Annotated in this window: 18 protein-coding genes and 1 pseudogene; 3 read left to right on the top strand and 16 right to left on the bottom strand. The window is 65.8% G+C overall.

Annotation, left to right across the window (positions count from 1 at the left end):
* Nucleotides 1-86: 86 nt before the first annotated feature.
* Both EP7_RS18315 and EP7_RS18320 read right to left on the bottom strand, forming a co-directional pair.
* A pseudogene (locus tag EP7_RS18315) lies at nucleotides 87-1,481 on the bottom strand (DUF1501 domain-containing protein).
* A 227-nt stretch (nucleotides 1,482-1,708) separates the two neighbouring features.
* Nucleotides 1,709-4,162 carry an alpha/beta hydrolase gene (locus EP7_RS18320; RefSeq protein WP_463523305.1) on the bottom strand — a complete coding sequence of 818 codons (2,454 nt, stop codon included), beginning with the start codon at nucleotides 4,160-4,162 and terminating at the stop codon, nucleotides 1,709-1,711.
* A 259-nt stretch (nucleotides 4,163-4,421) separates the two neighbouring features.
* Between EP7_RS18320 and EP7_RS18325 the strand changes: the two genes are divergently transcribed.
* Both EP7_RS18325 and sppA read left to right on the top strand, forming a co-directional pair.
* Nucleotides 4,422-8,975 (top strand): amidohydrolase family protein, encoded by a 4,554-nt coding sequence (locus EP7_RS18325; RefSeq protein ID WP_463523307.1) that lies wholly within the window; start codon nucleotides 4,422-4,424, stop codon nucleotides 8,973-8,975.
* A gap of 117 nt (nucleotides 8,976-9,092) precedes the next feature.
* On the top strand, nucleotides 9,093-10,085 hold the full coding sequence (sppA, locus tag EP7_RS18330) for a signal peptide peptidase SppA (protein ID WP_463523309.1): 993 nt from the start codon (nucleotides 9,093-9,095) through the stop codon (nucleotides 10,083-10,085).
* A 56-nt stretch (nucleotides 10,086-10,141) separates the two neighbouring features.
* On the opposite strand, the gene EP7_RS18335 is transcribed toward sppA, so the two are convergent.
* The 12 genes from EP7_RS18335 to EP7_RS18390 all read right to left on the bottom strand — a co-directional run bounded on the left by EP7_RS18335 (nucleotide 10,142) and on the right by EP7_RS18390 (nucleotide 21,218).
* Nucleotides 10,142-11,173: an anti-sigma factor family protein gene (locus EP7_RS18335; protein WP_463523311.1), complete on the bottom strand. Its 1,032-nt coding sequence runs from the start codon at nucleotides 11,171-11,173 to the stop codon at nucleotides 10,142-10,144.
* 62 nt (nucleotides 11,174-11,235) lie between these two features.
* Nucleotides 11,236-11,832 (bottom strand): sigma-70 family RNA polymerase sigma factor, encoded by a 597-nt coding sequence (locus EP7_RS18340; RefSeq protein ID WP_463523313.1) that lies wholly within the window; start codon nucleotides 11,830-11,832, stop codon nucleotides 11,236-11,238.
* A gap of 121 nt (nucleotides 11,833-11,953) precedes the next feature.
* Nucleotides 11,954-13,135, bottom strand: a complete 1,182-nt coding sequence (locus tag EP7_RS18345; RefSeq protein ID WP_463523315.1) for an N-acetylglucosamine-6-phosphate deacetylase — start codon at nucleotides 13,133-13,135, stop codon at nucleotides 11,954-11,956.
* 20 nt (nucleotides 13,136-13,155) lie between these two features.
* Nucleotides 13,156-13,941: a CDP-alcohol phosphatidyltransferase family protein gene (locus EP7_RS18350; RefSeq protein WP_463523317.1), complete on the bottom strand. Its 786-nt coding sequence runs from the start codon at nucleotides 13,939-13,941 to the stop codon at nucleotides 13,156-13,158.
* A 125-nt stretch (nucleotides 13,942-14,066) separates the two neighbouring features.
* Nucleotides 14,067-14,876 carry a methyltransferase domain-containing protein gene (locus tag EP7_RS18355; protein ID WP_463523319.1) on the bottom strand — a complete coding sequence of 270 codons (810 nt, stop codon included), beginning with the start codon at nucleotides 14,874-14,876 and terminating at the stop codon, nucleotides 14,067-14,069.
* A 185-nt stretch (nucleotides 14,877-15,061) separates the two neighbouring features.
* The gene (locus tag EP7_RS18360) at nucleotides 15,062-15,982 is read right to left on the bottom strand and encodes a phosphotransferase (RefSeq protein ID WP_463523321.1); all 921 of its coding nucleotides are present in this window, start codon (nucleotides 15,980-15,982) and stop codon (nucleotides 15,062-15,064) included.
* A 97-nt stretch (nucleotides 15,983-16,079) separates the two neighbouring features.
* A complete protein-coding gene (gene prmC / locus EP7_RS18365; protein WP_463523323.1) occupies nucleotides 16,080-16,949 on the bottom strand; it encodes a peptide chain release factor N(5)-glutamine methyltransferase in 870 nt (289 codons plus the stop codon).
* 70 nt (nucleotides 16,950-17,019) lie between these two features.
* Nucleotides 17,020-18,087 (bottom strand): peptide chain release factor 1, encoded by a 1,068-nt coding sequence (gene prfA, locus EP7_RS18370; protein WP_463523325.1) that lies wholly within the window; start codon nucleotides 18,085-18,087, stop codon nucleotides 17,020-17,022.
* A 139-nt stretch (nucleotides 18,088-18,226) separates the two neighbouring features.
* On the bottom strand, nucleotides 18,227-18,475 hold the full coding sequence (gene rpmE, locus EP7_RS18375; RefSeq protein ID WP_463523327.1) for a 50S ribosomal protein L31: 249 nt from the start codon (nucleotides 18,473-18,475) through the stop codon (nucleotides 18,227-18,229).
* A gap of 153 nt (nucleotides 18,476-18,628) precedes the next feature.
* A complete protein-coding gene (locus EP7_RS18380) occupies nucleotides 18,629-19,444 on the bottom strand; it encodes a TlpA family protein disulfide reductase (RefSeq protein ID WP_463523329.1) in 816 nt (271 codons plus the stop codon).
* A gap of 196 nt (nucleotides 19,445-19,640) precedes the next feature.
* Nucleotides 19,641-20,234 (bottom strand): redoxin domain-containing protein, encoded by a 594-nt coding sequence (locus EP7_RS18385; RefSeq protein ID WP_463523331.1) that lies wholly within the window; start codon nucleotides 20,232-20,234, stop codon nucleotides 19,641-19,643.
* A gap of 396 nt (nucleotides 20,235-20,630) precedes the next feature.
* Nucleotides 20,631-21,218, bottom strand: a complete 588-nt coding sequence (locus EP7_RS18390) for a hypothetical protein (protein ID WP_463523333.1) — start codon at nucleotides 21,216-21,218, stop codon at nucleotides 20,631-20,633.
* 566 nt (nucleotides 21,219-21,784) lie between these two features.
* On the opposite strand from EP7_RS18390, the gene EP7_RS18395 reads away from it, so the two are divergent.
* Entirely contained in the window at nucleotides 21,785-23,239 is a 1,455-nt protein-coding gene (locus EP7_RS18395) for a neutral/alkaline non-lysosomal ceramidase N-terminal domain-containing protein (RefSeq protein WP_463523335.1), read from the top strand.
* A 9-nt stretch (nucleotides 23,240-23,248) separates the two neighbouring features.
* Here the strand turns inward: EP7_RS18395 and EP7_RS18400 are convergent, their stop codons facing one another.
* The gene (locus EP7_RS18400) at nucleotides 23,249-24,310 is read right to left on the bottom strand and encodes a hypothetical protein (protein ID WP_463523337.1); all 1,062 of its coding nucleotides are present in this window, start codon (nucleotides 24,308-24,310) and stop codon (nucleotides 23,249-23,251) included.
* Between the two features lie 82 nt (nucleotides 24,311-24,392).
* Nucleotides 24,393-26,540, bottom strand: coding sequence for a glycogen debranching protein GlgX (gene glgX / locus EP7_RS18405; RefSeq protein ID WP_463523339.1), 2,148 nt, complete (start codon nucleotides 26,538-26,540; stop codon nucleotides 24,393-24,395).
* Nucleotides 26,541-26,664: the final 124 nt, after the last annotated feature.

Below are 26,664 nucleotides of genomic sequence, written 5' to 3' on the forward strand. Positions count from 1 at the left end.
TGGCCGAGATTGCGTCGGACACCGCTTCCTCCGGGATCGCGATTTGTCGATCAAATCGTGGTTCCGAGGGGAGGGCGGGGGCGAAATCAGGTTTTCAGACCCGGGATCGGATCCCAGCCGGTCATCGTCTGGGCGAACTCCCGTGGGAGATTCGGGACGAGCCGTAGCTGGGCGACGTCGAATAATGTATGCATGATCGTGGAGATTAAATGGCGTGCCGTGACAGGTTCCGAGAGCGGCGCGGAGCCGTCTCGATTGGAGAGGCCGACGATCTGACCGGTCGGCATCCCGCCCCCGGCCAGGAGCAATGGGCCCAGATTTCCCCAGTGATCGCGGCCCCCCTTGGCGTTGACCCGGGGTGAGCGGCCCATCTCGCCGCAGGCGACCACGAGGACTTTCTCGTCCAGGCCTCGTGCCTGAAGGTCTTCGAGCAAGGCCGAGAGCGCGTGGTCGAGCGGGGGGCCCATGTAGCGCATCCCCTCTTCCATCGTCGCGTTGTTGTCGTCGGCGTGCATGTCCCAGACGAAGCTGGTCGTCACCGTGACGAACCCGCAGCCCCGCTCGCACAGGCGGCGGGCCAGCAGCAGGAGCTTTCCCAGGGCCTTGGCGTTGTCCGCGTAGTTCTTGTGGTTCTTCCAGGTCTTGCTGATGGTATCGGGGAGGAGCAGCGGCGCGGTGTCGTATCGTGACACAAGCCGAGGGTCTTCGCGGCTCAGGTCGAAGGCCTCGGCCAGTCCTCCCGTCAGCAGCCGATAGGCCTGGTCCCACATCCCGTCGACCCCTTCGAGCGCCTGACTTCCTTCCAGGCGACGAGTGAGCCCATCCAGAGCCGTCAGCAGTGAGCGGCGGTCGTCGAGCCGATCGCGCGAGAACGGCAGGCCAAGGTCGCCCCCCAGACTGGGGGTCTAGGGGGCATCGGCTGAAGAGAGCGGGCCGGTCGCGTTGAACCGGCCGAAGTTCGTCGTGACGTCCTTCGTTGTCGCATCCACGGCGCGGGGGACGAGCAGAACGTTGGTCGGTAGGCCGGTCTGGGGGTGATTGGGGCCGGCGACCCGCGAGTACACCGAACCGAGATTGGCACCGAAACTGTCCCGGCCCACGATCGGCTTGAGGTTGTGATCGGCGTCTCCCGGCACATACGACCGGACGATGTTCAACCGATCGGCCAACGCGGCAAGCCGGGGTAGCGATTGTCCGAAAGTCACACCAGGAATTCGGGTGGCAAGTTCACCCGTGACGCTCCGGATCCCCGATGGCATCCCCATCTTTGGGTCGAACGTTTCGAACTGGCTCGGGCCGCCGTGCAGGAACAGGAAAATGACCGACTTTCCCGTGAGCACTCCGGGAATCGTCTCGGCACGAGCCCGCAGTGCGGCCAGGTCCGCGAGAGTGACCCCACCGGCCCCGAGCGCGACCGAGCCGCCGATGCGCAAGAAATCTCGTCGTGAGTGCCGCGCATCTCGATCGATAAACGAGAGCATGACGAGGCTCCGCTGCGCCGGCGCCGAGAATCGCGGATGAACGGATTGCCGCCAATCCTCGTAGAACCTTTGTTAACCACAAGTAGAACCGATTGGATCGTCGGACTCTACGGCCCGTCACCCTCACAGAGATTTGTAAACGAGGGAGTTTGTGACGACCTCCAGAGAGACCGTTGACTTAAGGCAAGCCCCCGGCCGATCGCCGATCGGCCGGGGGGCGGATTGGCTCAGTCGCCGGAATCGATCCAGCGGGCGAGCGCCTCGGCACCCGGATTTTCGGCCTCAATACGCAAGGCGCCGCGGGAATCGGCGAGTGTGTAGGCACGCGTCGGCCAGTTCGCGTTGAATTCCTTGCCGGGGCGAACGATCCGCAACTGGGCCGGCGCTGCCAGGGCCGCCGCGGCATGCAAGCCCCCGAACTGGAGCACACCGGGGAGGTCGAGAGCTGCCGGCACGGGTTTCGTGCCATCGCCGAAATCGAAGCCGTCGAGGTCGATGGCCGTCCGACCAAGCCCGGGCATCGACGGTAACGCGAGCAGGGCCAGCGGGGCGACGTCGGGGCCCGCGATCAGGTTGACTTCGGTCACATCGGTCCTCGATCCGGCCCACGCGATCACGGTCGCCAAGTCTTGCATCCGATCGGCGGCGAGCGACTTGTTGTAGGTATTGAAATGGACCACCCCGGGCCTCGTCCGGGACGGTGACGCGTGGTCGAACGCCTCGCCGATGTAGATCGGGTCGAAGCCGACGACGGTCTGTCCGCATCCGAGCAGGGCTCCGACCGTGGGGTTCCAGGCACCGGCCGCGTCGATCAGGCCGGCCTTGCCTTGGCGGTCGAAGACGACGGTGAGACGTCCACTTGGATTCTGCGGCATGAGCATCACGACCGGGATTTCCTCGTCCGGTCCTCGACCGATGACCGAGTGTCGAACCGAGACGCGGCCGATGTTGGCCTGATGCCGCTCTTTCTCGACGAGTTCGGCAGGTCTTGGGACGACGACTCCGGCGCGGATTCGATGGGTACGGCTGAGCAGGGCTCGACCGGCTTCCCAACGCTCGGACGAATCGGCGGGCGCCAGAGCTTCGATCTGGCTGGAGAGTTTGGCGGTCTGCTGGGCTTCGATCTCCGCGGCCGACCTCAGCCCCGCATCGGTTCGACCGTCCGTCGGGAACGTGCGAAGGTCATCGGGACGTTCGAGACTCTGCTCCCCTTCGAGGGTCGACTTGGCGTCTCGATTCCCCAGTAGCCAGCGGCCGAGGAACGGGTAGACGGCGTTGCGCGAGGTCTGGTTGTAGTTGTGCGGGAAGTCGAAGACGTCGGCCGAGATCCGGTCGGTGGTGCCGTAGAGTTTGTAGACCTGACGCAAGGTGGGATAGGCCCTGGTCATCGTCTCGGCGGTCCAGTCGCCTGTGGCCCCGACGAGCTTCAGGGGCCTGGGGGCACAGAGGGCAGCGAACTCGACGTTATCGGTGTCGTGTCGCAGACCCGCGGCATTCTCGCAGACGCAGCCCCCCTGGAAGGTGGCCGAGACCATGACCACCGGTGCCGAGACCTTGATGCGTTGATCGAGGGCCGTCAGCAGGAACGTCTGCGTCCCGCCGCCCGATTCCCCGGTGCAGCCGATCCGAGCAGGGTCCACGTCGTCAAGGCTCGAGATCCAGTCCAGGGCCCGGATGCTGTTCCAGGTCTGCATGGTCGCCAGGCTGAGGCCCCAGCGCGTCAGGTGGTCGTTGGAAAACTCGTGGCCGAACGGCTTGCTATCGATGTATCCGACCATGTCATAGGAGAAGACGACCGCACCCAGTTTCGCGAGCCTGATGCACCGAGACTGCGTCATCTCGCCCACCCGACCCTCCGGTCCATGCCCGTGAGGGCAGAGAATCGCCGGGCGACGCGAGGTGCTGCCAGCGGGACGATACAGGTTGCCCGAGAGCAAGAACCCCGGCAGAGTCTCCAGCACAACCTTCTCGATCGTATATCCCTCCCGTTCCACCCGCCCGAACACACGCGGCTTCAGAGGGGTCTTCGGGGGCTCGGGCAACAGGCCGAGCGTGACGCGAAGCTGGTCTCGTACAGCCTCGGCTCGATCGCTCCATTCCCGGACCGAGTTCGGCACCTTGAAGTCGGTACCCAGCTGATTGGTCAGCGAAACGGACCTGCGGATATCGGACGCAGGAGCGTCGGTCTCCAACCGGCCGCGTAGGATCTCGGTCGCCGGGCCGGGGTTATAGTCCGGATCGGTGCTCAGCGCGATCAGGGCGGGCAACGCCGGGCCGTGCTCGACTTTGACCTTGGGGAGAGCCGCCGCGGGGACGGACGAGGAAGTCGGGTCGGGCGACGGTGGGCCTTCCACGCGGAATTTCGCGGGCGAGGCCCCGCCGATTGACGCCTCGCCGGCGACCAGCCAACGCATCGAGGAGCCTTCGCCGACGGCCTCGGCGGAGAGCCTCACGGCGGACCCATCGGCCGTCGCCTTCCAGGTCCGATTCTCGGGCGTCCAGACCTTGATCGTGTAGACGGCCGGGCCGGGGAGGGCGATCCCATCGGTGAGTCGGTCGAAGTCTGAGGCCGCGAAGATTGCGGAATGGGCAGGCGTCTCGGCGGCCTGAAGGCCCGAGGACCCGGCAAGCGCGAAGGCGAGACAAGACAGGGCAGTGCCCCAGCGGCGGCATTTCTTCATGGTGCGGCTCCTCCGTTCTGACATCTGGGCCCGGGGTTTCGTCGGGTCGCCCCTTGTCCCTCGCCCGCGGGGGATGGTATGACGGACCATCCCGGATTGCGAGCCAATTCCTCCCGCACGGCCGGTTTGCGTCGCTCACAGCGGCGCCGTCGCGGATCTTGGGCGGGGCGTCTCCCCTGGTTTCGCCTCCCTCTCGGCATTTCTTGCCCGTCCAGCCATCGTCATCCGCGATCAAATTCAACTCCGCGGGAGCCTCCCGATGCCGCGCCCACCCGTGCGTCGTCCCTTGCTTCGTCTGGCCGTTTCCGCAGCCGCGGTGGCCGCGCTGACCGTCGCGATCGCCCCCGCTCTCCCCTCGGCGGACCTGCGGCCCGACTACAAGCCGGCCGCTTATGCGATCCGCGGTGCGACGATCGTCCCGGTCGAGGGGCTGACGATCAAGGACGGCACGGTCATCGTCCGCGACGGCGTCATCGAGGCCGTCGGGCCCGCAGCCGAGGTGGACATCCCGTACGACGCCGAGGTGATCGAGGCCAAAGGGAACTACGTCTATCCGGGATTCATCGACCTCTATTCGACCCTCGGCCAGACAAACGCCGCGACACGATCACAGACGGGCGCCGGCAGAACCGTCCCGTATGTCGACTTCGCCCTCCCGCGCACCCCGACCGACAACCGCAATGGGCTGACCCCGGAATATCAGGTCGCCGCCGGTCTCGAGCTGACCGATTCGGCCGCCGAGGAACATCGCCGACAGGGCTTCACCGGCCTGCTCATCGCACCCGGGGGCGCCATCGCCGCAGGCCAGAGCGCCCTGGCCGGCACGAGCGCCCTGCCCAGGCGCGAGACCATCATCCGGTCGCCCGTTGCGCTCCATATCGCCCTTCGCAGTCCCTCGGGCTCCGGACTGGGGGACGATGACGGCGACGGCCACGACCATTCCCATCAGGCCATGGCCACCGACACTCCCCGGCCCGCGACCGATCCCGGGCCGACTCAGGCATCCCCCCCGCCGGCAACCCCGCCGCCCTCGCCCACGCCGGTCCCGACTCCCGCCCCGGCTCCGAATGTCCGAAGGGGACCGGGGGGCGGCGGCCCGATCTATCCCACATCGTTGATGGGCGTCGTCTCGCACCTCAGGCAGGCGATGCTCGACGCCGAGCACAACGGGGCCTTGCATGCGTATTATGCGGAAAAAGGGGGGCCGAGGCCGCCCGTCGACCCCGCGCTCGATTCGCTCCTGGCCGCCAGGCACAAGTCCCTGCCGGTCTGGTGGGAGGCCAATACCCGCGACGAAATCCTCAGGGCGCTGGACCTCGCCGAGGAGTTCGGAACCACGGCGGTCATCGTCGGAGGCCGCGAGGCCGGTAAGGTGGCCGGTCGACTCAAGGCGTGTGACGTCCCGGTCGTCCTCAGGATCGACTTCCCCGACGAGCCCAAGGTCCCGACGGCCGCCGAATATGCCCGCAAGACATCTGAGGAGCGTGAAGACCCCTTGGCCGTACTGAGCGACCGGGCCCGGCTCTGGAAAGAACGAGTCGCCACGGCGTCCGAGCTGCACAAGGCGGGCGTCCGCTTCGCCATCTCCGGTGATGGCCTTGCCAAGTTCGAGACGATCCATGCGCAGGTCCGGAAGCTGATCGCCGCGGGACTTCCCACCGATGCCGCGGTCGCCGCCCTGACCCGCAACGCCGCGTCGATCGCCGGCCTTTCGAAGCGGCTCGGAACGGTCGAGTGCGGCAAGCTCGGTCAGCTCGTCGTGCTCACCGCCGAGTACGGCGACGAGAAAGCCAAGGCCCGATATGTCCTGGCGGATGGTCTGAAATTCGATCTGGAGAAGGGGGCCGTCGCCGCGAAAAAAAGTTCGGGAGATCGAGGGCCGGTCGCCGGTAAGGCAGTAGCAGTAACGCCCACGCCCGCCGGCGAGCCAGTCGTCGCAGAGGCGAAGACGAAGGATGATGCCAGGCCCAAGGCGCTCGCGGCCAAGGAAGCAAGTGACCAGGCCAAGGATGCACCGAAGGTCCCCGAGGCCGGTCCCAAGGCAGAGACAGGGAAGGACTCGGAAAAGGCTAGGCCCGAACGATCGGGGATCGAGGAGGCCGCGCGGGCCCCGAAGCTCGCGGCCACCGATTACGCGACCGAGTTCGACGCCCGGCGCAAGCCGACCCTGAAGACCGGCGGCGACGTCTTCATCCAGAATGCCACGATCCTGACCGTCACCAAGGGAACAATCCCCAAGGGGGCGATCCTCATTCGCGGAGGGAAGATCGCCGCCGTCGGCACCAACCTCCAGCCTCCCGATGGGATCATGGTCCTGGATGCGAACGGGCTCGTCGCGATGCCCGGGATCATCGACACGCATTCGCACATGGCGATCGCCGGCGGCGTCAATGAGATGAGCCTGTCGATCGTCCCCGAGGTCCGCGTCAAGGACGTGATCCGGGGTGACGACCCGACGATCTACCGGGCCCTCGCAGGCGGGACGACCACGGCCAGGCTGCTCCACGGCTCGGCCAACGCGATCGGCGGCCAGGACGCGGTGATCAAGCTGAAGTTCGGCTCGCCCGCGCGAGACCTGCTGCTGAAGGACGGGCCGCAGGGGGTCAAGTTCGCCCTCGGCGAGAATGTCACCCGCCGGGTCGGCCGGTTCCCCAATACCAGGATGGGGGTCGAGGCCGCCATCGAGCGGGCGTTCCTGGAAGGCAAGGCCTATCGCGAGACCTGGAAGGCCTACGAGGCGGCTCGCGTCGCTGGCAAAGCAATCGCCCCGCCGCGTCGCGACCTACGGCTCGATGCCCTCTCCGGGATCGTCGACGGCTCGATCCAGATCCATAGCCACTGCTACCGGAGCGACGAGATCCTGATGCTCCTCCGCGTCGCCGAGCGTCATGGCATCAAGGTAAAATCGCTCCAGCATGTGCTGGAAGGCTACAAGGTCGCCGCCGAGATCGCCGCCCATGGCGCCAGCGCCTCAACCTTCTCCGACTGGTGGGCCTACAAGGTCGAGGCCTACGACGCCATCCCCTACAACGCCTCCCTCCTGACGCAGGCGGGCGTCTCCGTCAGCATCAAGAGCGACAGCGACGAGCTGGTCCGGCACCTCTACCTGGAGGCGGCCAAGATGGTCCGCTACGGCGGGGTGTCCGAGACCGAGGCCCTCGCGATGATCACGATCAATCCGGCCCGCGAGCTGGGCCTCGACAGCCGGATCGGGTCGATCGAGCCGGGCAAGGACGCCGACATGGCATTGTTCAATGCCCACCCGCTCGACAGCTTCGCCCGCTGCGAGCTGGCCCTCATCGACGGAGAAGTCCGGTTCCAGCGGGTGCCGGGTGATTCCAGGACCTTGCCGGCCCCCAGGCCCGGGGATCATTCGAGGATGCCATCCGCGGTCAATGCAGGCCAGGGCGAGCTCGTCCTCTCCTGGCCGACCGACTTGCGGGGCAAGTTTGCCCTGACCCATACGACGATCCAGACGGCGGCCGGCGAGCCAATCGACGACGGCACGATCGTCGTCGACGACGGCACGATCGTCGCGGTCGGAGGCCCTGAGACAGCGGTGCCTGCCGGATTCCGGGCGCTCGATCTCAAGGGCCTGACGACCTGGCCTGGCCTGATCGACGCCGGCAGCTCGGTCGGCCTGACCGAGATCGGCAGCCTCAACGAGACGCACGACTACGCCGATTCCGCCCAGTTCCAGCCCGAACTGCGGTCGGGAGTCGCCCTGCATCCCGACAGCGAGCTCATTCCCGTCACTCGCGCCGCCGGCGTGCTCGCCAGCTACGCCCAGCCGAGCGGAGGCAGTATCTCGGGACAGGGATGTGTTTTCCAGCTCGACGGCTGGGTCCCTTCCGAACTCATCCTGCGCGATCGGGTGGCGCTGAACATCAGCATCCCCGCCTACACCCCGATCAATCCCGACGCCCCCGCTCGCGCCATCGCCGGTCCGGGCGGATCGGCAAACCCGGAAGAGGCGAAGCGTCGTCGTCAGGAGCGGATCGACGCGATCAAGGAACAGTTCCGCGAGGCACTCGCCTATGACAAGGTCGTGGCCGGTGCGCTCGCTCACAAGGCAGCCCCCCCGACGCCCGACCCGAGGCTCGAAGCCCTGGTCCCCTATGCGAAGGGGGAGAAGCTTGTCCTGATCGGCGCGAACCATCGAGTTGAGATCCTCGACGCCATCAAACTCGCCAGGGACCTGAAGCTGAAGGCGGCCATCTCCGGCGGCGAGGAAGCCTGGAAGGTTGTCGACGCGATCAAGGAGTCGGGCCTCCCCGTGATCCTGGCCGGGACGCTGCGGATTCCCGGCGAGGAGTCCGACCCCTACGACTCGGCCTACGCCTCGGCGGCCGAGCTTCAGAAGGCAGGAATCCCGTTCGCCATCCGTTCGACCAGCAGGGGAGCCGATCAGGCCACCTCGTCCAGGAATCTCCCCTTCGAAGCCGCGACCGCCGTTGCCTATGGATTGACCCCCGAGCAGGCAATGCGGGCCCTGACCGTCGGGCCGGCCAGCATCCTGGGCGTTGGCGACCTGATCGGGTCGATCGAGGTCGGCAAGCGGGCGAACCTCGTGATCACGGACGGTCACATCCTTCAGCCAACCAGCCAGGTCAAGGCGATCGTGGTCGGCGGCGCGGCGATGGCTCCGCCGACGAGCCGTCATACCCAGCTCTACGGTAAATACAGGGGACGCCTCGACGCCGTCCAGGCCGGCAGGGCTCCGCTCGGCCTGGATCGCCCGGATCCGGTCAAAGATGCCCCCACCTCTCCGGAGACGAACGCAGTCGCCCCGACGCCCGCGGAGCGACAGTGATCCCGGCCCTTACGCCGCCCGTCTTCTCGCGTCGATTGAGCCCGGAGGCCTGGGGGCTTACAATTGCCGGGCAGGACGAAGCCACGCAGTGAGAGATCCGCCTTCGAGAATGGTCCCATGGAACAGATCGACAGTCAGCCCAGGCCACAAACGATCGTCATCGACCGGAAGGAGCGGCGGATCCCTCGGATGCTCTTGCTCCTCCTTGGCGGCTCCATTTTCGCCAACATGACGATGTGCGCACGCACCGTCGCGCCCGGAATAGGCGGGCTCGACGAGCGTTACGTCGCCGGATCATCCGGGCTGGCCGACCCCGAGATCGCAATCGTCGAGATCAAGGGGGCAATCGTCGACTCCGAGGTCGAGTACGTCCTCAAGCAGATTCGCCAGGCCCGCGAAGACACCCAGGTCAAGGCCGTCGTCCTCCGGGTCGACTCCCCCGGCGGCACCGTGGGCGGCTCCGACCAGATCTGGCGCGAGCTGGAAACCCTGAGGACCCGCGGCAAGCCGGTCATCGCCTCGTTCGGCGGGATGGCCGCCTCGGGTGGCTACTATGTCTCGGCCAATACCGACCTGATCGTTGCCGAGCCGACGACCCTCACCGGCTCGATCGGGGTCAAACTGGAACTACTCCAGGTCTCCGACCTGATGAAGAAGGTGGGCGTCTCCAGCGAGTCCATCACTACGGGCGCGTTCAAGGACACCGGTTCGATGTATCGGCCGATGACCGAGGAGGAACGCTCTCGATGGAAGGTCGTCATCGATGACGCCTACAACCGGTTCCTCAGGATCGTGGCCCAGGGGCGCAAGCTGCCGCTGAAGGACGCCAGGGCGCTGGCCGATGGAAAGGTCTACACCGCCAAGGAGGCGCTCGACGCGAAGCTGATCGACCGGATCGGTTACCTCGACGACGCCATCGCACTGGTGCAGACCAAGGCAGGCCTGGTCTCCGCCCGCATCATCCGCTACGCCAAGCCGATGAGCCTCAGCGACGCGATCAGCTCGCTCGGGGCCTCAAGCAGCGCAGGCGGGGCGGGGCTCCGAGTCGACATCAGCTTCGACTCCCTCCTCAAGCTCAGAGGCCCGCAGCTCCTCTTCATGCTCGACTGAGACCGACGGATCGGGCCCATCGCCGCTCGGGCACGCCGATGGGCCCGATCCATTCGTCAAGGCTTCCTGATCCGCAGCAGGAGTGTCAAAGGCTGCTTCGGATCGAGGGACTTCACCGCGGCATGCGGGGTGGATTCCGCGAACTCAGGGGCGGGATTTTTCTCGGAGTCGAGCTCGACGAGATTGTTACCTTGATTCGAGCTGGCCAGGATCGGCCGGTCGGCTTGTTGCGGATGCTGGACCGGGTTGAGGGGGGTGCCGGCGACGAGTTGGAGCCCGGCCGCGTCGCCCAGGGGATAGAGCGTTGGTCCGCCCGCGATCGACTCGATTTCGCCGACTTTGCCCGCCGGGAATGCCTTGCGGATGAGGTCGTGTAAATGGCCCAGCTCGCAGGGCCTGAGCACGACGGCGAAGGAATCGTCGTCGGCCTCCGACCCGGGCAGCCGCGTCTCCCCGAGGTGGGCGAAAGTCGGATCTTTGCGGGCCGTCGTCCGGAGAATCTCCACGATGAGGTCCGAGGGCTGCGTCGCCGGGCTGGCTTTCACGACGAGCTGGCGAATATCCTGCCCATCCAGCCAGTGGCGCACCTGGACTCGCTCGGTCTCGAGATCGAGATCGTTGGCGGGTCGGGCCGAGTTCAAGACGGGGAGGATCGCCGAACTCGGGCCGGCATTCGCGAGAACCGGCTCACCACGAAGGGTCTCGGGTCCGTGCTGGACGAGGTTCGGCCGATTCTCGATCGCGGGATTCCGCGGAAATCGGGGAGGAACATGGAGTGGGTTGGCGAACGCGAGCCAGATCGCGGCCGCAGCGGCCAGCCCCGAGGCCATCAACGAAACTCGCAACGGCGACCAAACTCGTCGGCGCCGGGTCGTCTGAAGTTCTGACAGGACGTCCCAGGCCAGGTCGACGCGGGGCATGCCCGGCCGAGGGAGCGACGCGACCGCGTCTCGGACTCGCGTGAGATCGTTGAGAAACTCGACGAGGGCGGGGTCGGCGGCCATCGACGGATCGAACGCACCCCGGTCAGCAGGCGAAAGTTCGCCGTCGAGGAAAGCGCTGAGGAGGGGGTCGTCGTCGAATTTCATGGTCCGCTCGCTGTCCCAGAGGTCCGAACGAAACGTTCGACTCTTCGATGCATCTGTCGAGTTCAAGGAATTTCGCCGGGGCCCCGTGGGGCCGATTGATCGTCGAGAATCAGATCGCGGAGACGATCCCTCAGTTCGCAGCGGGCCCGATGCAGCCGGCTTCGGACCGTGCCGACCGGGACATCGAGCATCGAGGCGATCTCTTCGTAACGCAGGCCATCGAATTCCTTCATGACCACCACCGCCCGATGATCGGGGGCCAGGGCGTTCAGGGCATTCTGGACTTGAAAGTCGCGCTCGGAGCGATTCAACGCGTCGGCAGGATCGGAACGCTCCGAGGTGTCGGCCAGGTCGGGGACCAGGGAGACTTCGGATCGGCCAGGCTTGCGTCTCTTACGCCGCTCGCTCAGGGCCAGGTTGACCATGATCCGGTAGATCCAGGTGTAGAACGAACTGTCACCGTGGAACCGGTCAAGCTTCTGGAACGCACGGAGGAACGCGTCCTGGAGCAGGTCGAGCGCGTCTTCCGGGCGACCCGTCAATCGCAGGGCGGTCGGATAGAGCCGATCCTGGTAGCGCCGAATCAACCCTCCAAAGGCCTCGGTCCGGCCGGAGCGGCACGCTTCGATGAGTTGCTGGTCATCATTGCCACCGCTCATCGTACCCCTTGGACGCCCGTAAGTGATCTGCGGTTCCAAGATCTTTTCTTGGCGTTTTGGGACACGAGTCGAATAGCGATTAATCATCGCGCGAGAGGGAGGCAGACGACGGCTCCCCAGTTCAGCCGGCGGATACGACTTCCGGCGTCTGGCGGATCGCGGGATCGGCCTCGATCCAGTGACCATCGACGCAGGTTGAGACCAGTCGGAACGTGGGGAATGGTCCTCCTTGATCGAGGCGAAACGCGATCAGGTTTGCCCGCGATCCGGGGGCCATCGGCGTCTCACCCGCCCCGAGCAGATTCGCCGGATTGAGAGTCGCGGTCGTCAGGGCTTCGGCAAGCCCGCAACCGGCCGCTCGCATCAAGGTGTTGATGCCCTGGTCGAGATCTTGATTCGATCCCGCTAAATAAGGGGTGCCGGCGACGAGGATCTTGCCCGACGGATGGACCTCCCAGTCGCCATAGACGCCAGCTGGGAGGCCGGCAAGCGGGCTGTGGTCGCTCACCAAGATGGATCGTCGGTGCGTCTTGGCGCGGATCAAGACTTTCAGCGTCGAATCATCCAGATGATGGCCGTCGGCGATGAACGACGCCATCAAGGCGTCGGCCGCAGCCTGATGCCAGATCGGGTTGGGGTGGCGACTGATGGGCGTGGCGATTCCATTGCCCAGGTGTGTCGAAAGCCTTGCCCCCGCGGCAATGGCGGCCCACAGGGTCGCGGCGTCGGCCGAAGTATGGCCGAGGGCCACGATCACCCCTGCGGCGTTTGCCCTGGCGATGTACTCGATCGATCCGGAACGCTCTGGCGCGAGAGTGACGATCCGGATTCGGCCATCAGCGGCTTGCTGAAGTTCGGTGAATTCAGCCCAATCCGGATCACGAATTGCCGATAGCGGGTGGGCTCCACGGTATCCATCGATCTCACTGATCGAGGGACCTTCCAGGTGGATCCCTGCGACCATCGCGTCGACAATCGGATCGGCCCGGCAAGCCTCGGCGATGGCCCGGACCCCGCGCAGGGTGTGCTCGGCGGAGGCGGTGATCAGGGTCGGGCATAGCCGGGCGGTCCCCAGGTGGCGCAGGGCCCGGACAACCTCGATGACCTGATCGGGCGTGATCGTTGGCGAGGAATAGGAGATCCCCCAGCGACCGTTGGTCTGGAGATCCCAGAATGCGGGACCGATCCAGAGGTCGGCCGGGTCCGGCGAGCCCGGCCCATCCGCGGGTCTGGTCCGACCGATTCTCGATCCGTCAATCTCGACCTCAACCCAACGACCGGTGTCCCAAGCTCGTGCTCGCATGAATAAGGGCGACTCCGAGATCAAGGGGTCGGCGAGAACCAATGCTTCAAGGTGACGAGCCAGGAGGCCCCGAGATAGAAGATGACATAGAACAGCGAGACCGCGACCAGCCAGTAGCCGGTCTGCCAAGCGGTTGACTCGGGATTCTCCTGCATCAGCCAGAAGCCCGGAATCAGGACGGCCGCCCAGACCGCCCCCAACGCGTTGCTCAGGGTATTCAGTCGGCTACGCCTGGACGACGGGTAGAGGTAGAAGCTGGGAACGAACGTGAGCAGGCCCAGGAAGATCAGCGAAGCGAGCGAGAGCCATGTCGGCGGGCTCAGGGCGTAGATGTAAAAGGCGACTACATTCCAGAGCGAGGGGAAGCCCAGGAAATAGCCGTCGCTGGTCTTGATCGAAACCTGACAGAAGCCGTAGACGCTGGCCATCAGCGGCAGGAGGAGCCAGGCTTCCTGCCCATCGGGCAGGGACTTGGCCCGCCAGAGCAGGAGCAAGGGGAGGAAGGTGTAGTTGAGGAAGTCGATGATGTCATCGAGCCGCCGACCGTCGAAGCCGGGCACGACCTCGCGGATCCTAACCTTGCGGGCGAGGGTGCCGTCGGTGGCGTCGATGAACGTGGCGATGGCCATCAAGGCGAAGGCCCAGCTGAAGTCCGAAGGAGTTCCTCGGACGATCGCCAGCGCGATGCCGGCGGCTGCGACCAGCCCCAGCGCGGTGTAGCCGTGGACGCACCAGCCCAGGATCGGGCCAATCTTGCCGAGGGGCGTCTCGTCGGGTGCGACGGGTTCGATGGCGTGGGCCGGCATGGGCGTCGGTCGACCTCGGTTCGTTCGGGGCCTGGGGCGTCAGCTCGGGTTCGTTTCGTATTGAGGCGAATGAGGGCCGCGCCGGGGATTGGGCGCGACCCCATCGTCGATCATAACTCGAATGATCAGGCGGGTTTGTGGGCGACGTAGATGCCCCACTTCATGTCGCCGGCCTTGCAGTAGCCGTCCTTGGCGAGCCAGCGCTCGAGCAGGTAGTTCAGGTCCTGCTCGCCGAAGATGGCCAGGAACTCGTCCCGGTTGTTCTTCAGGCGGTCGGCCTCGCGCTGCATGATTTCGAGGAAAGTCGCGGTGGCGTCCTCGGCGTGGACGTCGACGAAGCCGGCCCCTTCGAGGAGCTTGCCGTAGCTGGCCGGATCGGTCAGGGAATAGCCGGTCTTCTTGACGTAGGCCTGGAATTCGGCCGAGCCCGCGCCCACGCCCTTGGCATAGTCGGTGATGACCAGCGTGCCGCCGGGGGCCATCAGGTCGAAGAGCCGCTTGAAGAGCCGGGGCTTGTCCGGGATGTGCATCAGGGCATCGCGGCTCCAGATGACGTCGAATGGCTCCTTGAACTCGGTGGTCAGGATGTCGCCAAGAATGGTTGTGACTGAGTCGCCGACGCCCGCCTTGGCGGCGTTCTCATTGGCGAGCGTGACCATCTCCTCGGCGAGGTCGATGCCGACGACCTTGGCGCCGTAAGTCTTGGCGAGATAGAAGGCTGCGCCACCGATGCCGCTGCCGACGTCGAGGATCCGGGCTCCCGGCTTGAGCGCCGCCTTGATCCGGCCGACGAGGTTGTCGGTCGTTTCCTGGCCGCCTGTGCTGATGTAGCCCTCGCCGAAGATCTTCTCGTAGCGGAGGATGCTCGCCCGGCTGTACTGGCCGTTATTGTCGAACTTCTGGCCCTGCTCGCTCGACGTCGCCGTCGTGGTCATATCGGAACCTTGCTTCTGATGGGGGAACACGGGGACGCATGCGGGCCGGTCGGCCGGGGCCCCGCGGCGGGTCGTCCCCTCGCTTCGGAAGGAACTCGGGACGGAACTCGGATTGAGATTGTAAGGAAAGCCAACGCCCACGGCCAAGACTTTCGATCGAGGTTTTCGCGGGATCAGGCCGCCCATCAAAGGGCTACGAGCGAGGACATGACTCCGTCGGCCCGCTCGTCGAGTTGGCGACGGACCCGTCGATAGGCGTCGAAGTTTTCGGTGGCATAGGCCTGATAGTCGAAATCAATCGAAGAGGTCGCCGACTGGATGCACGACCAGAGCGCCTCGCGTAGCAACGAGGCGACCTTGAAGATGCGCAACTCGCTCATCAGGTCGATGCTCAGTTCCCGATCACCCAGATAGTGGGCAAGCAGGGTCTGCTCCTGATCGTCGTCCAGCCTGCAGTTGGCCGAGACTCCCGCCAGGTCGAAGAGCGGGTGGCCGATGCCGGCGTACTCCCAATCCACCAGCGAAATCCGCTCGCCATCATTGAGTATGTTGGCCGGCAGCAAGTCGTTATGACAGAGCACCGGCGTGAACGGCTGAATGCGGCGGGCGAGGGATCGGGCATCGTCCACCAACTCGTCGACGTCATCTGGAAGTGAGGCTTGCAGGACCTTGGCATTCTCGGCGTAGGTGCGGATGGTCTGGAATGAGGAAAAATAGAGCATCTCGCCCGAGAGCCCATCCCAGGCATCGTGAAGTTTGCGCAACGTGGCCGCGAGCCTCACCAGGCAGTCAGTCGCTTGCATGGACTCCGCGGTCATCGTCCGGGCGTCGAGATATCGGGTGACAAGCAATCCCGGCTCGTGGTGGACGATCTCGGGGGCGATTCCCAGGCTCGACGCCGCGGCCTGACAGGCGACCTCATTGCGGCGATCGACGCCGAGCAGGGGAAGGTCGGCGCCAGACCTGGCGACGAACTTCCGACCGCTTGCGTCGACGACCAGCTCATTCCGATTGGTAATCCCGCCTGGCAGGGGATCGATGGCGATCGGCTCACGCCAGATCGGCAGACTCCGCAGGCGGGGGTGATGAGTCTGGTCTGGCGTCATCTTCGGTCGCAGTAGGTTGGGGCGGGCCGATCGAGGGGCGGGTCCGGGCATGATAACGGGCGAGAACCCGGGTGGCGAGGGGGCAACTCGTCGCCTCTCAGCGACGGGTGGCGCGGACGACTCGCGGGTGATTGGCGTGGTCGCGGATGGTCGGGGCGAGGTCGAACTCGGGGTGTCCGGAGATCAGGGAACGGACCTCGGCCTCCTGAGCCGAGCCGATTTCGAGGATCAGGTGGCCGCCCGGCTTGAGCATCGGGATGGCGTCGCGCACGAGGGGCTCGACCACGCGCAGGCCGTCGGGGCCGCCGTCGAGGGCCAGGTGGGGTTCGTAGTCGCGGACGCCGACCTCGAGCCCGGCCAAATCTCCCGCCTTGATATAGGGGGGATTGGAGATGATCAGGTCGAACGGGCCGAGGTCTGCCAGTGGCTCCAGCAGGCTGCCCTCGTGGAAGGTCACCTGGTGCTCGAGCACCAGCTCTTTCGCATTGGCGCGGGCGACGGCCAACGCCTCCGGGCTGAGGTCGACGGCGTGGAACCTGGCCTCGCGGTTCGAGTTCGAGCAAGCCAGGGCCAGGCAGCCGGAGCCGGTGCCGATGTCGGCACACAGGACGGGCCCTTTGCCCTTGGTCAGGCCGATGAACTCGACGACCACGAATTCGCTATCAGGCCTGGGGATCAGGACCGCGGGGCTGACCTTCAAGCTCAGGGCGTAGAACTCTTTATGGCCGGTGAGGTAAGCAACCGGAGACCCCTCCGCTCGCTTGCGAACCAGCTCGCGGAATCGGGTTCGATTGGCTTCGTTCGGCTCGGAGTCGAACTGGGTATAAAGCTTGACCCTGGGCCATCCTTGGACGTGGGCGAGCAGCACCTCGGCGTCGAGCCGGGGGCTTTCCGAGCCCTTCTTCTTGAGGAAGTCGGCGGTCCAGGTCAGGAGCCGGCCGACGGTCCAGGTTTCGGTGTTGGGCATGGCGGCTCGCGTCTGGGAGGGACGACACGGAGATAGGGCCGGCCGGATGAGGAACATCGTGTCAGACGTGTCAGATATCGCCGAGCTGCTCGCGGCGGTCGTGGTCGATCAGGGCCAGAGTGAGCGGGTCGAGGTCGCCCTGGATGATCCGGTCGAGGTGATAGAGAGTCAGGCCGATCCGGTGGTCGGTCACACGGTTCTGGGGGAAGCTGTAGGTCCTGATGCGCTGGGAGCGATCTCCGGAGCCGATCAGGGTGCGGCGTTGCTCGGCCCGCTGGGCGTTGGCCTTCGCCTGGGTCTGGTCGAAGAGGCGGCTGCGGAGCAGGCGGAGGGCCTTGGCGCGGTTCTTGTGCTGGCTCCGCTCGTCGCGGCAGACGACGACGATCCCGCTGGGCAGGTGCGTCATCCGCACGGCACTCTCGGTCTTGTTCTGGTGCTGGCCGCCCGGCCCGCCGGCCCGCATCACGTCAATCTGGAGGTCTTCGGTCCTGACCTCGACGTCCACTTCTTCGGGCTCGGGGAGCACGGCGACGGTGGCGGCCGAGGTGTGAACTCGCCCCTGGGCTTCGGTTTCGGGGACGCGCTGGACCCGGTGCCCGCCGCTCTCGAACTGGAGGTTGCGGAAGGCCCCGTCGCCGGCGACGCCGAAGGTGGCCTCGCGGAATCCGCCCAGCTCGGTGGGGACGACGTCGATGACCTCGAACGTCCAGCCCTTGGTCTCGGCGTACCTGCGATACATCTCGTAGAGGTCGCGAGCGAAGAGGGCCGCCTCGTCGCCGCCGATTCCGGCCCGGATCTCGATGATCAGGCTGGGTCGGTCGGTGCCGGCGACTCGGTCATAAAGGACCGTGCGAAGGGCGTCGCCCTCGCGGATCCGCTCGACTTCCAGCTCCTCAATCTCGGCCTCGGCGTACTGGCGCATCTCGAAATCGGGCTCGGCCTCGACGAGGGCCCTGGCCTCGGTCACCCGGCGCGAGAGGTCGAGGTATCGGCCGTACGGGATGGCCAGCTTGGCCAGGGCGCTCCGCTCCTTGGCCAGGCCGGCGAGCCTGGATGGGTCGGACGTCACCGCCGGGTCGAGCAGCGCCGCGTCGAGTTCCTGAAACCGAAGGTAGTCCGCCTGGAGCTTCTCGAACACAGCCCTTGGGGCCCTCGAAGTCGGCGAAGGAAGATCATCTGGCGGATGGCGCAACGCGAGACGGCCTCCGGACTTCGTCTCGCGTCAAACGCGTCCGACGAGGGCCGGTAGGCCGCCTTGGTTGATTCGGGTCCGAGGGTCAGACGGCGGCCGGGGTCGGCGTCTCGGTTTCTTTCTTGGCCTTGCCGTACTTGCCCTGGAACTTCTTATTGAACTTGTCCACGCGGCCGGCGGCGTCGACGAACTTCACCGAGCCGGTGTAGTAGGGATGGCAGGCCGAGCAGACCTCGATCCCGATTTTCGGCTTGGTGCTGCGCGTCTCGAAGGTGTTGCCGCAGCCGCAGGTGACCACGCTGTCGAGGTACTTGGGGTGGATGCCGTCTTTCATGAGAACCGCCGCCTCCGCCGGCCACGGAGCCGGCATACGTTCGATGTGCAGATAGGTCGCATTCCGGGCGATTGAGCCGCACGGAGAATTTCGAGCCCAATTCTAGCAGGCGTCGATGGCCCTGACGAGGGGAAGCCCGTCCCGACCTCGGAATCAAGGGGCGGCCGTCCCCTTGGGCGCCGGGCCTTCGAGCAAGCCGGCGACGTATTTCTCGACTTCCTCGTAGGTGAACTGGTTCTCGACGTCGTCCATCGTGAACCGCTTCAGCTCGGCGCCATCAGGCCCGAAGATGAATACGGCGGGGATGGCGTTGATGTTCAGTTTCTCGAACGCTGGCTCTTCTTCCTCGTCGAGCAGCAGGTTCGTCAGGGTCGCCTTCTGCTCCTTGAGGAACTTGCGGGCCTCGGCCAGGTCGGCGGGCACATCGGGGTGGTCGAGCGAGAGCGAATAGACGGCCAGGCCCTTGTCGGCATACTTCTTGTGCATCTCGACGACGTGCGGGAAGTTCTCCTTGCACGGGGCGCACCAGGTTGCCCAGGCGTCGACCATCGAGTACTTGGCCTTCTTGTTGGCCTTGATCCTGGCCAGGTAGGCGTCGAACTTGACCGGGATCAGGGAGATCTCGCCGGCGGCGGCTTCCGGGGCAGCAGGCGCGGCGGCGATGGCGCCCAGGTCGACGGGCGTGACGCCCTTGGTCGGCTCGGAATGGGCCGTCTCGGTGACCGGCTTGGGCTCGGCCTCGGGTGCGGCCTTTGCGGGCGTACTCTCGATTGGCTGGATTCCGGCGGGGGTGCTCTCGATCGCCTTGACCTCGGCGGGCTTGGGCTCGTCGGGGGCGGCCGGATTCAGGACGGTCGAGGGCGTGGGATTGACGGTGTTCTGCGAGCCTTCGCCGAGGCAGCCGGCCAGGCATCCGAGCCAGAGCGCCGGGGCGAGGGCGCGAAGGGTTTGCCGAGTTTGTGTCGTCACGGTCGTAGCTCTCGCCGGTGTGGGCGCGTCGGCTCGGCGCGCCGGGGTTGGTCCATCGTCGATCTTGATTCTAGGATGCGAGCGAGGCGACCGCCTCCGGCGGGATGGGCCGGTGGAGATCGCCTCGTGATTCTGCGTCGACAGTTCGAGCTGTCAGATCCTCAACGTGGCGCCGGGTGGGCGACCCCGAGTCGGATTACTTGCTCTTCTTGTAGCCGATGCCGCAGCCGCGGGCCTGGGTCTTGGAGACCTCGACCGACTCGCCCTTGAGCACGGCGTCGATGGCGTCCTTCAGGTAGGTCTTCTCGACCTTGTTCTCCTGCATGCTGTCGTCCAGGGCGCCGATGTACTGGACGGTGCGGCCCTTGTCGAGGACGAAGAACTGCGGGGTGACGACCGCGCCGAAGTCTTTGCCAATCTGCTGGGACACGTCGGAGCCGTAGACGAAGTTGTACTTCCGGTCCTTCACGCGGGCCTTGATGGCGTCGAGGTCGTCTTCGGCCGTGTCGCTGACGGAGACGGCGACGAGCTTGACGCTCTTGCCCTTGTAGCCCTTGGCGAGGTCGATGATCCGGTCTTCGTAGGTGGTCACGGCCGGGCAGTGGTTGGCCAGGAAGACGACGACGACAACGTCTTCCTTGATGTCGGACAGGGCGAGGTTCGTTTCCTTGTCGCCATCAATGGCGGGGATGCCGGCGAAGGCGGGGGCCTTGTCACCGACCTTGACGGCGCCGAAGGCCGGGGCGGAGATGAGGGCCAGGGCGGAAAGGCTCAGAAGCATCTTACGCATCGATTCGTTCTCCCGAATGTGTGCATCAGAGGAAGATGAGCCGGCCGCCGGCCACTCATGCCGACGGGACGACTTCACCGGGGGCCCCATCCATCCCGGGGGCCCCGCAGCGATCAGAGGCTTATGTGCCTCGGGTCGTTCGCAAAGAGTAGAGCGTCAAACGTTGGCGTGCCGGCCCGAAATCGTAGCGATTTCTCCGGGATCCGACGAGCCAGAGTGTCTCACACCCCGGGCGTCGGGCCAATCCGTCGGAGCCAGTACGGCTCCGGTCGCCTCGAGGTTCGGAGAATTCCGAAAATCTCGCAAACGAATATGCAATTGATTGTTTGATTGCATGTCTGCGTGATGCCGGCGGATTCTTGGGCTCGATGGGGTCAGGGAGTCGATCGAGCGACCTCAGGGGGGTGGTGAGAGCGAGAGCGACGGCATCCCGCCCATCGGAAGGTTCGATGCACCGAAGCCGGTGGGAGGAGAACCGCCGAGACTGGGAGTCACCGAGTTGAGGGTCCCGAGTGCGCCGCTGGGGCCACCGGGTCCATCCGCGGAGAAGCGGCCCGTGGCATAAGGCCCGGTGCGGTCGACGCTCGGATTGGAGACGGAGCCGCTCAGGGAATTATACGGCCAGGAGGTGACGCCGATGGCCGGCCCGGGCATATGCCGGCTGATGCCGGGAGGGAGGGGTCCGCCATAGTTGCCGTCGAAGCTGACCGACTGGTTGTAGGCCCGCGCCAGGCCGGTCTGCCTGTCGTACACGATCGTGGTGAGACCTCCGTTGGCATTGAGGTAGCTCGTCATCTGATAATTCTGGCGATCAGTCAGGTTGTTCCCCCCCGGCAGCGGGATTCTGCCCGAGACGAAGGACATCCCCGGCCGGAGCCCGGCGATGGGGGCCAGATTGACCCGCGGCCCGGCAGGGGGGAGCGGCACATGATCGGTTCTGCGCATCGTCTTCAGGTCGAGCGGCCCGAACAGGGTCGGTCGCATCGGTCGTGGGTCGGCATTGATAACGGAGGCGGGCGGCTGAAAGATCGCATTGGGGTTGCCCCTGGGCCGGGCGGCCTGCCTGGCAGGTGCGGCCGGCGTCGTGTTCGAGGCCGGGGACCGGCGGGGGGCTGATGCAGCCTTCGTGGTCGTGGGAGATGAGCCTGCGGCAGGGCGGGCAACGGCCGTGGCCGGACGGGGGACGAGGGAGCCCGACGCCGGCCTGACGGCGCCCGGGGCTTGGGAAAGGGCCGGGCCTGGGACGGGGATAGGGTCCGAAGGCACGTTAGACTGCGCACCGGCTTCGGTTGCGATCAGCACTCCGAAGATGACGATCCAGGTCCGAGGCATCGTGGCCTCCAGGTCGGTCTGAGATGGCCCGCCCGCACAGGGGCTCGAGGCGAGCAGGGGTCGGGAATTGAAGTTTGCGAGGTGAACGTTTCATCCTAGCGTGCAAGTCTCGACCCGGAAATGCGTCGACTGGCGGGTTCTCCGCCCGGATACTCCGGGCATCGACCGGCGATTGACGCCGGCTTCGTACGTTCGTTCGCGTCACCCAGGAGACTCTCATGACTGCCGGCAGGCTTCTCATCCATTCTTCGTTGGTGTTGGCCGCTCTCTGCGCAGGGACATCACAGGGCGCGGCCCCCGTCTTCCGGGCCGGCGCATTCTCGGCGGATGTCACCCCCCTGAAATTCCCGATCTCGATGAACGGGCAGCTCAATAACCAGGTAGCGAATTCGGCGTCGAGCCGGCTCCACGCCAGGTGCATCGTGCTCGACGACGGGACTTCGAAGGTCGCGATCGTGGTGGTGGATAGCTGCCTGATCTCCGACGAGATCTTCGACGAGGCGAAGGCAAGGGCCTCGAAGGCAACCGGAATCGCCGCCGACCACATGATGATGTCGGCCACCCACACGCATACGGGGCCGGCCTCGGTCGGCGTCTTCCAGAGCGAGCCCGATAAAGACTATGTCGCCTTTCTCATCGGTCAGATTGCCGAGGGGGTCATCAAGGCGGACGCGAACCTGGCGCCTGCGCGGGTGGGCTGGGGTAGCGGCAGCGACCCGACGCAGGTCTTCTGCCGCCGCTGGCTGATGAAGCCCGGTACGGCGCTGACAAATCCGTTCGGCGGGACCAAGGATGACCAGGCGCAGATGCATCCTGGGTTCCAGAACCCGAACGCGGTCGAGGTGACCGGGCCGGTCGACCCGGAGATCGGGCTGCTCTCCTTGAAGCGGGCGAGCGACGGGCGGCCGATCGCGCTGATGGCCAATTACGCCATGCATTACGTGGGATACGGGATCCCGGCCGGGACGACCTCGGCCGATTACTTCGGCAGGTTCTGCGAGCGGATCGAGGCGAAGCTGGGCGCGGGACCCGGAGAGGGCCCTCCGTTCGTCGCGGCACTGGCCAACGGCACATGCGCCGAGACGCAATGCTTCGACTATAGCAAGCCGAAGGGGAACGTCACGATCGAGACGGTCTCGGCCAGCGTCTCGGAGCGTGCGCTCGAGGCTTATCAGACGATCGAATATCACGACTGGGTTCCGCTCGTCGCCCGCGAGACCATCCTCACGATCCCGCTCCGACTGGCCGGCGCCGACGAGGTGGCCCGCGCCAAGGCGGTGCTGGCCCCCATCAAGGGGCGTTCGTTGCAGGGATGGGAAGAAATCTACGCTCGCGAGACTGTTCTCTTGTCCGTCGGTCCCAAGGAGGCACGGGTCAAGCTCCAGGCGATGCGGATCGGCACGATGGGGCTGGCCGCGATCCCGAATGAGGTCTACTGCCAGACCGGCCTGGCGATCAAGGAGGGAAGCCCCCTGAAGCCGACGTTCATCAATGAGCTGGCCAACGGCTATCACGGCTACCTGACGCCGCCGGACCAGCACAAGCTGGGGGGCTACACCGCCTGGCGGGCGCGGTCGAGCTGCCTGGAGGTTGGGGCTGAGCCGAAGGTGCGGCGGGCAGTGCTCGACCTGCTCAAGTCGGTGGCAGAGGCGACGATGCCCGACGTGCGCTGATGGGATGGATCAGCGGCGGCCCCACCCAATCTCCGAGGCGGTGAGCGGGTCGATCCTGAGCTGCGAGAGCCTGGGCGAGTCGAGCCGCATGACGTCGCGGCTCGTCACGCCCGGGCTCGGCCCGTCGTCCAGCGGCAGCCCGTATTTATCCTCGGCGCCAAAGAGGTGGAGGATCTCGTGGGCCACCGTGGCGGGATCGGTGCCCACGGCCCCTTTGAGACGCCCTGAGAAGTCGGAATAGCGTGGATAGCAGACCGCGAGGTTGACGCCGGGAAGGTGGCCATCGGACTCGCGGACGGCGAACGAGAGGCCGGAGCGCATCGGGCAAAGGATCCAGGCGATGGCGTCGGCCTCGATCCTCCTTCCGATCGAATCCACCAGGTCCGCGGCGTCGCGGAAGCCGAGCTGACCGGCCGCCCGGCTCATGGAAGAGAGTTCGCTGACGACCTGCCTCGGTGTGCTGGGGACGAGCTCATCGCCCTGGTAGCCGAATCCAAATTCCTGGGAACCGGCGGGCTCCGTGTCCTCGGCCTCCAGGAAGACGCGGGCCAAATCGATGTGGAGCGGCACGGCATGCGTCGCCGCCTGGCGCGCGATCCAGCGCGCGGCCCTCGCAACCTCGTTCAGGCTGGATCGGATCTCATCGGGCTGCCAGCGACGCCCGTCTCGGCCGACGAAGACTGAGGCGAGGACCACCCGCCCCAGGAGGGGGGGGCGAGAGTTGCGCGGCGGAGTGTCGATGACCGGGTTGTCGCGAGAGAACGCCTCGAATCGCGAGAACTCGCCGTACTCTCCCGACTCCGAAACGGCGACTCCCGGGACCTCGGCGATGCCGGTCGCGCCATCGGCGAGCTCGGTCCAGCGGATGGGGACGAGTTTTGCGGGAGATGCGCGTAGGAGGAGCAAGATGCACTCCGAAGCGATGATCGAGAGGAGGATCGGGGCCAGGAAGGCGGCGAGGTGTTCGGCCGAGGAGGATCGCTGCGGGAGCGACGCGACCAGGGCGGCCCCGAGCAGAGCCCCGAAAATCCAGGACGAGCAGCGGAGGGAGAAGGCCTGAAGAGGATGCATCGGCTCGGTGCATAAAGAGAGAAACGCCCCGATGACCTGGGGTGGCCGTCGGGGCGTCTGGGGGAGTGTCTAACGTCCGACCTCAGCGGCCGATGAGGACGATCGTGCTTCGCGGCTCGATGGTGATGTGGGCCTCGGGGACGAAGACGGCCGCCTCGTCGAGGAGGATGTCGTCGACCGCGCTCCGGTTGGTGTCAACCACGCGATACCAACGCCTGCCTTGCACAACCGGCAGCTCGGCCGTGATCGGCTCCCAGTAAGAGTTGGAGGCGACGTAGATGGGGACGTCGGAGCGCTGGTCGGTCTTGAAGGCTTCGAGGGTCCAGGCGATGAAACGGGACGACTCGCCGAAGTCGGCCTCGCTCGGCTTCACCCCGTGCCAGGTGATCTGGCGGAGGGTCGGCGTCTCGGAGTCCTCGGGGGTCAGGTAGCGCCAGCGGCTGACGATCTGGTGACGCTTGCGAAGGGCGATGATCTTGCGAGTGAAGTCGAGGATCTCCTCGTTCTTCTTGGCGTCTTCCCAGTTGATCCAGTTGAGGTGGTTATCCTGGAACACGGTGTTGTTGTCCCCCTCGGCGGTCCGACGCATCTCGTCGCCGTAGAGGAGCATCGGGGTGCCCTGCGAGAGGAAGAGCAGGGTCAGGAAGTTCTTGATCTGCTTGCGGCGAAGGGCCTCGATCTCGGGGTCGTCGGTGTAACCTTCGATCCCGCAGTTCCAGCTCTCATTGTCGTTGGCGCCGTCGCGCCCTTCCTCGCCGTTGCGTTCGTTGTGCTTCTCGTTGAAGCTGACCAGGTCATTCAGCGTGAAGCCGTCGTGGCAGGTCACGAAGTTGATGCTGTGGAACGGCGACCGTTCGTCGCCGTCGCCGGAGCCGAAGAGGTCGTATGAGCCGGCGACGCGAGTGGCCAATTCGCCGACGACCCCGGCGTCCCCTTTGATGAATTTCCGCAGGGTGTCGCGGAACTTGCCGTTCCACTCGGCCCATCTCCGGTCCGAGAAGCTACCCAGGCGGTACTGGCGGATGCTCCAGGGCTCGGCGATGAGCTTGATCCGAGAGAGGACCGGGTCGGTCTCGATCTCGTGGATGATCGGCGTCTTGCCCTTCTCCTGCTGGTCGACGTCCACGGCGAAGACGGCCGCCAGGTCGAACCTGAAGCCGTCGACGTGCATCTCCTCGACCCAGTAGCGCAGGCAATCCAGGATGAACCTGCGGACCACCGGGTGGTTGCAGTTCATCGTGTTGCCGCAGCCGGTGAAGTCGTTGTAGTAGCGCGGGTCGGGCGCGAGCATGTAGTACGTGCCGTTGTCCAGCCCCTTGAAGCTGATCGTCGGGCCGTAGTGGTTGCCCTCGCGCGTGTGGTTGAACACGACGTCGAGGATGACCTCGATGTTGTTCTTGTGCAGCTCGCGCACCAGCATCTTGAATTCGTCGATCTGCTCGCCGCACTTGCCATAATAGCTGTAGTGCGACTCGGGGGCGAAGAACGCGACCGTGTTGTAGCCCCAGGCGTTGCTCAGGCGTTCGCCGGTCATTGGGTCGCGGAACGGGGCATCGAAGGCGTCGAACTCGAAAACGGGGAGCAGCTCGACCGCCGTGATCCCCAGGTCCTTGAGGTAGGGGATCTTCTCGATGAACCCGCGATACGTGCCGCCGAAGTCGCTCGCCGCCGAGTGGTGCCGCGTGAACCCGCGCACACTGACCTCGTAGATGATCGACTCTTCGATCGGGATGTCGGGGTGCCGGTCCCCTTCCCAGTCGAAGTCGCTCCGGTAGGCGACGCAGCGAGCGGCCGCGGTGACATTCTCGACGGTCGACGGCTTGAGGTCGCGGTCTTCGAGCGTGGGATCGTTGTTGTCGTAGCCCAGGGCGTCGGCCATCAACCAGTTGAAGTCGCCCGTGACGGCCGGGGCATAGGGGTCGAGCAACGTTTTGGCGCAATTGAACCGCGCGCCCGTCGCCACCGGGTTGTAGGGGCCGTCGACCCGGTAGTTATACAGGGTCCGGTTGGGCAGTCCTTCGACGAAGATATGCCAGATGTCGCCGGTCTTGTTCGTCTCCTCGGAGAGCGGGATGACCTGGGCGGGACGTTGATCGGCGATATTGTCGAAGAGGAGCAGCTCGACGCGGGTCGCTCCCGACGAGTGGATTGCGAAGTTGATCCCCTCGGGGGTGATCGTCGGCCCAAGCTTGTCGGGCTGTCCGGGGAGCAAATTCTTGATTCGGGGCATATGGGCAGGGCGTGCGACGCCACTCCAGCGTGATTGGCTGTGGCGCGGGACGAGGCTCGCCCCGCGTGACGGAGGACGCACGCGAGGCGTTCGCGGTCGTTCCGATCGTTTTGCCCCTGGAGAG

This window comes from Isosphaeraceae bacterium EP7, assembly GCA_038400315.1.
Taxonomy (GTDB): Bacteria; Planctomycetota; Planctomycetia; order Isosphaerales; family Isosphaeraceae; genus EP7.

What these genes read in the sequence shown, in the direction of transcription:
- EP7_RS18320 (WP_463523305.1), bottom strand. Translation starts at nt 4,162, where the DNA reads ATGAAGAAATGCCGCCGCTGGGGCACTGCCCTGTCTTGTCTCGCCTTC.
- EP7_RS18325 (WP_463523307.1), top strand. Translation starts at nt 4,422, where the DNA reads ATGCCGCGCCCACCCGTGCGTCGTCCCTTGCTTCGTCTGGCCGTTTCC.
- sppA (WP_463523309.1), top strand. Translation starts at nt 9,093, where the DNA reads ATGGAACAGATCGACAGTCAGCCCAGGCCACAAACGATCGTCATCGAC.
- EP7_RS18335 (WP_463523311.1), bottom strand. Translation starts at nt 11,173, where the DNA reads ATGAAATTCGACGACGACCCCCTCCTCAGCGCTTTCCTCGACGGCGAA.
- EP7_RS18340 (WP_463523313.1), bottom strand. Translation starts at nt 11,832, where the DNA reads ATGAGCGGTGGCAATGATGACCAGCAACTCATCGAAGCGTGCCGCTCC.
- EP7_RS18345 (WP_463523315.1), bottom strand. Translation starts at nt 13,135, where the DNA reads ATGCGAGCACGAGCTTGGGACACCGGTCGTTGGGTTGAGGTCGAGATT.
- EP7_RS18350 (WP_463523317.1), bottom strand. Translation starts at nt 13,941, where the DNA reads ATGCCGGCCCACGCCATCGAACCCGTCGCACCCGACGAGACGCCCCTC.
- EP7_RS18355 (WP_463523319.1), bottom strand. Translation starts at nt 14,876, where the DNA reads ATGACCACGACGGCGACGTCGAGCGAGCAGGGCCAGAAGTTCGACAAT.
- EP7_RS18360 (WP_463523321.1), bottom strand. Translation starts at nt 15,982, where the DNA reads ATGACGCCAGACCAGACTCATCACCCCCGCCTGCGGAGTCTGCCGATC.
- prmC (WP_463523323.1), bottom strand. Translation starts at nt 16,949, where the DNA reads ATGCCCAACACCGAAACCTGGACCGTCGGCCGGCTCCTGACCTGGACC.
- rpmE (WP_463523327.1), bottom strand. Translation starts at nt 18,475, where the DNA reads ATGAAAGACGGCATCCACCCCAAGTACCTCGACAGCGTGGTCACCTGC.
- EP7_RS18385 (WP_463523331.1), bottom strand. Translation starts at nt 20,234, where the DNA reads ATGCGTAAGATGCTTCTGAGCCTTTCCGCCCTGGCCCTCATCTCCGCC.
- EP7_RS18390 (WP_463523333.1), bottom strand. Translation starts at nt 21,218, where the DNA reads ATGCGACCGACCCTGTTCGGGCCGCTCGACCTGAAGACGATGCGCAGA.
- EP7_RS18395 (WP_463523335.1), top strand. Translation starts at nt 21,785, where the DNA reads ATGACTGCCGGCAGGCTTCTCATCCATTCTTCGTTGGTGTTGGCCGCT.
- EP7_RS18400 (WP_463523337.1), bottom strand. Translation starts at nt 24,310, where the DNA reads ATGCATCCTCTTCAGGCCTTCTCCCTCCGCTGCTCGTCCTGGATTTTC.
- glgX (WP_463523339.1), bottom strand. Translation starts at nt 26,540, where the DNA reads ATGCCCCGAATCAAGAATTTGCTCCCCGGACAGCCCGACAAGCTTGGG.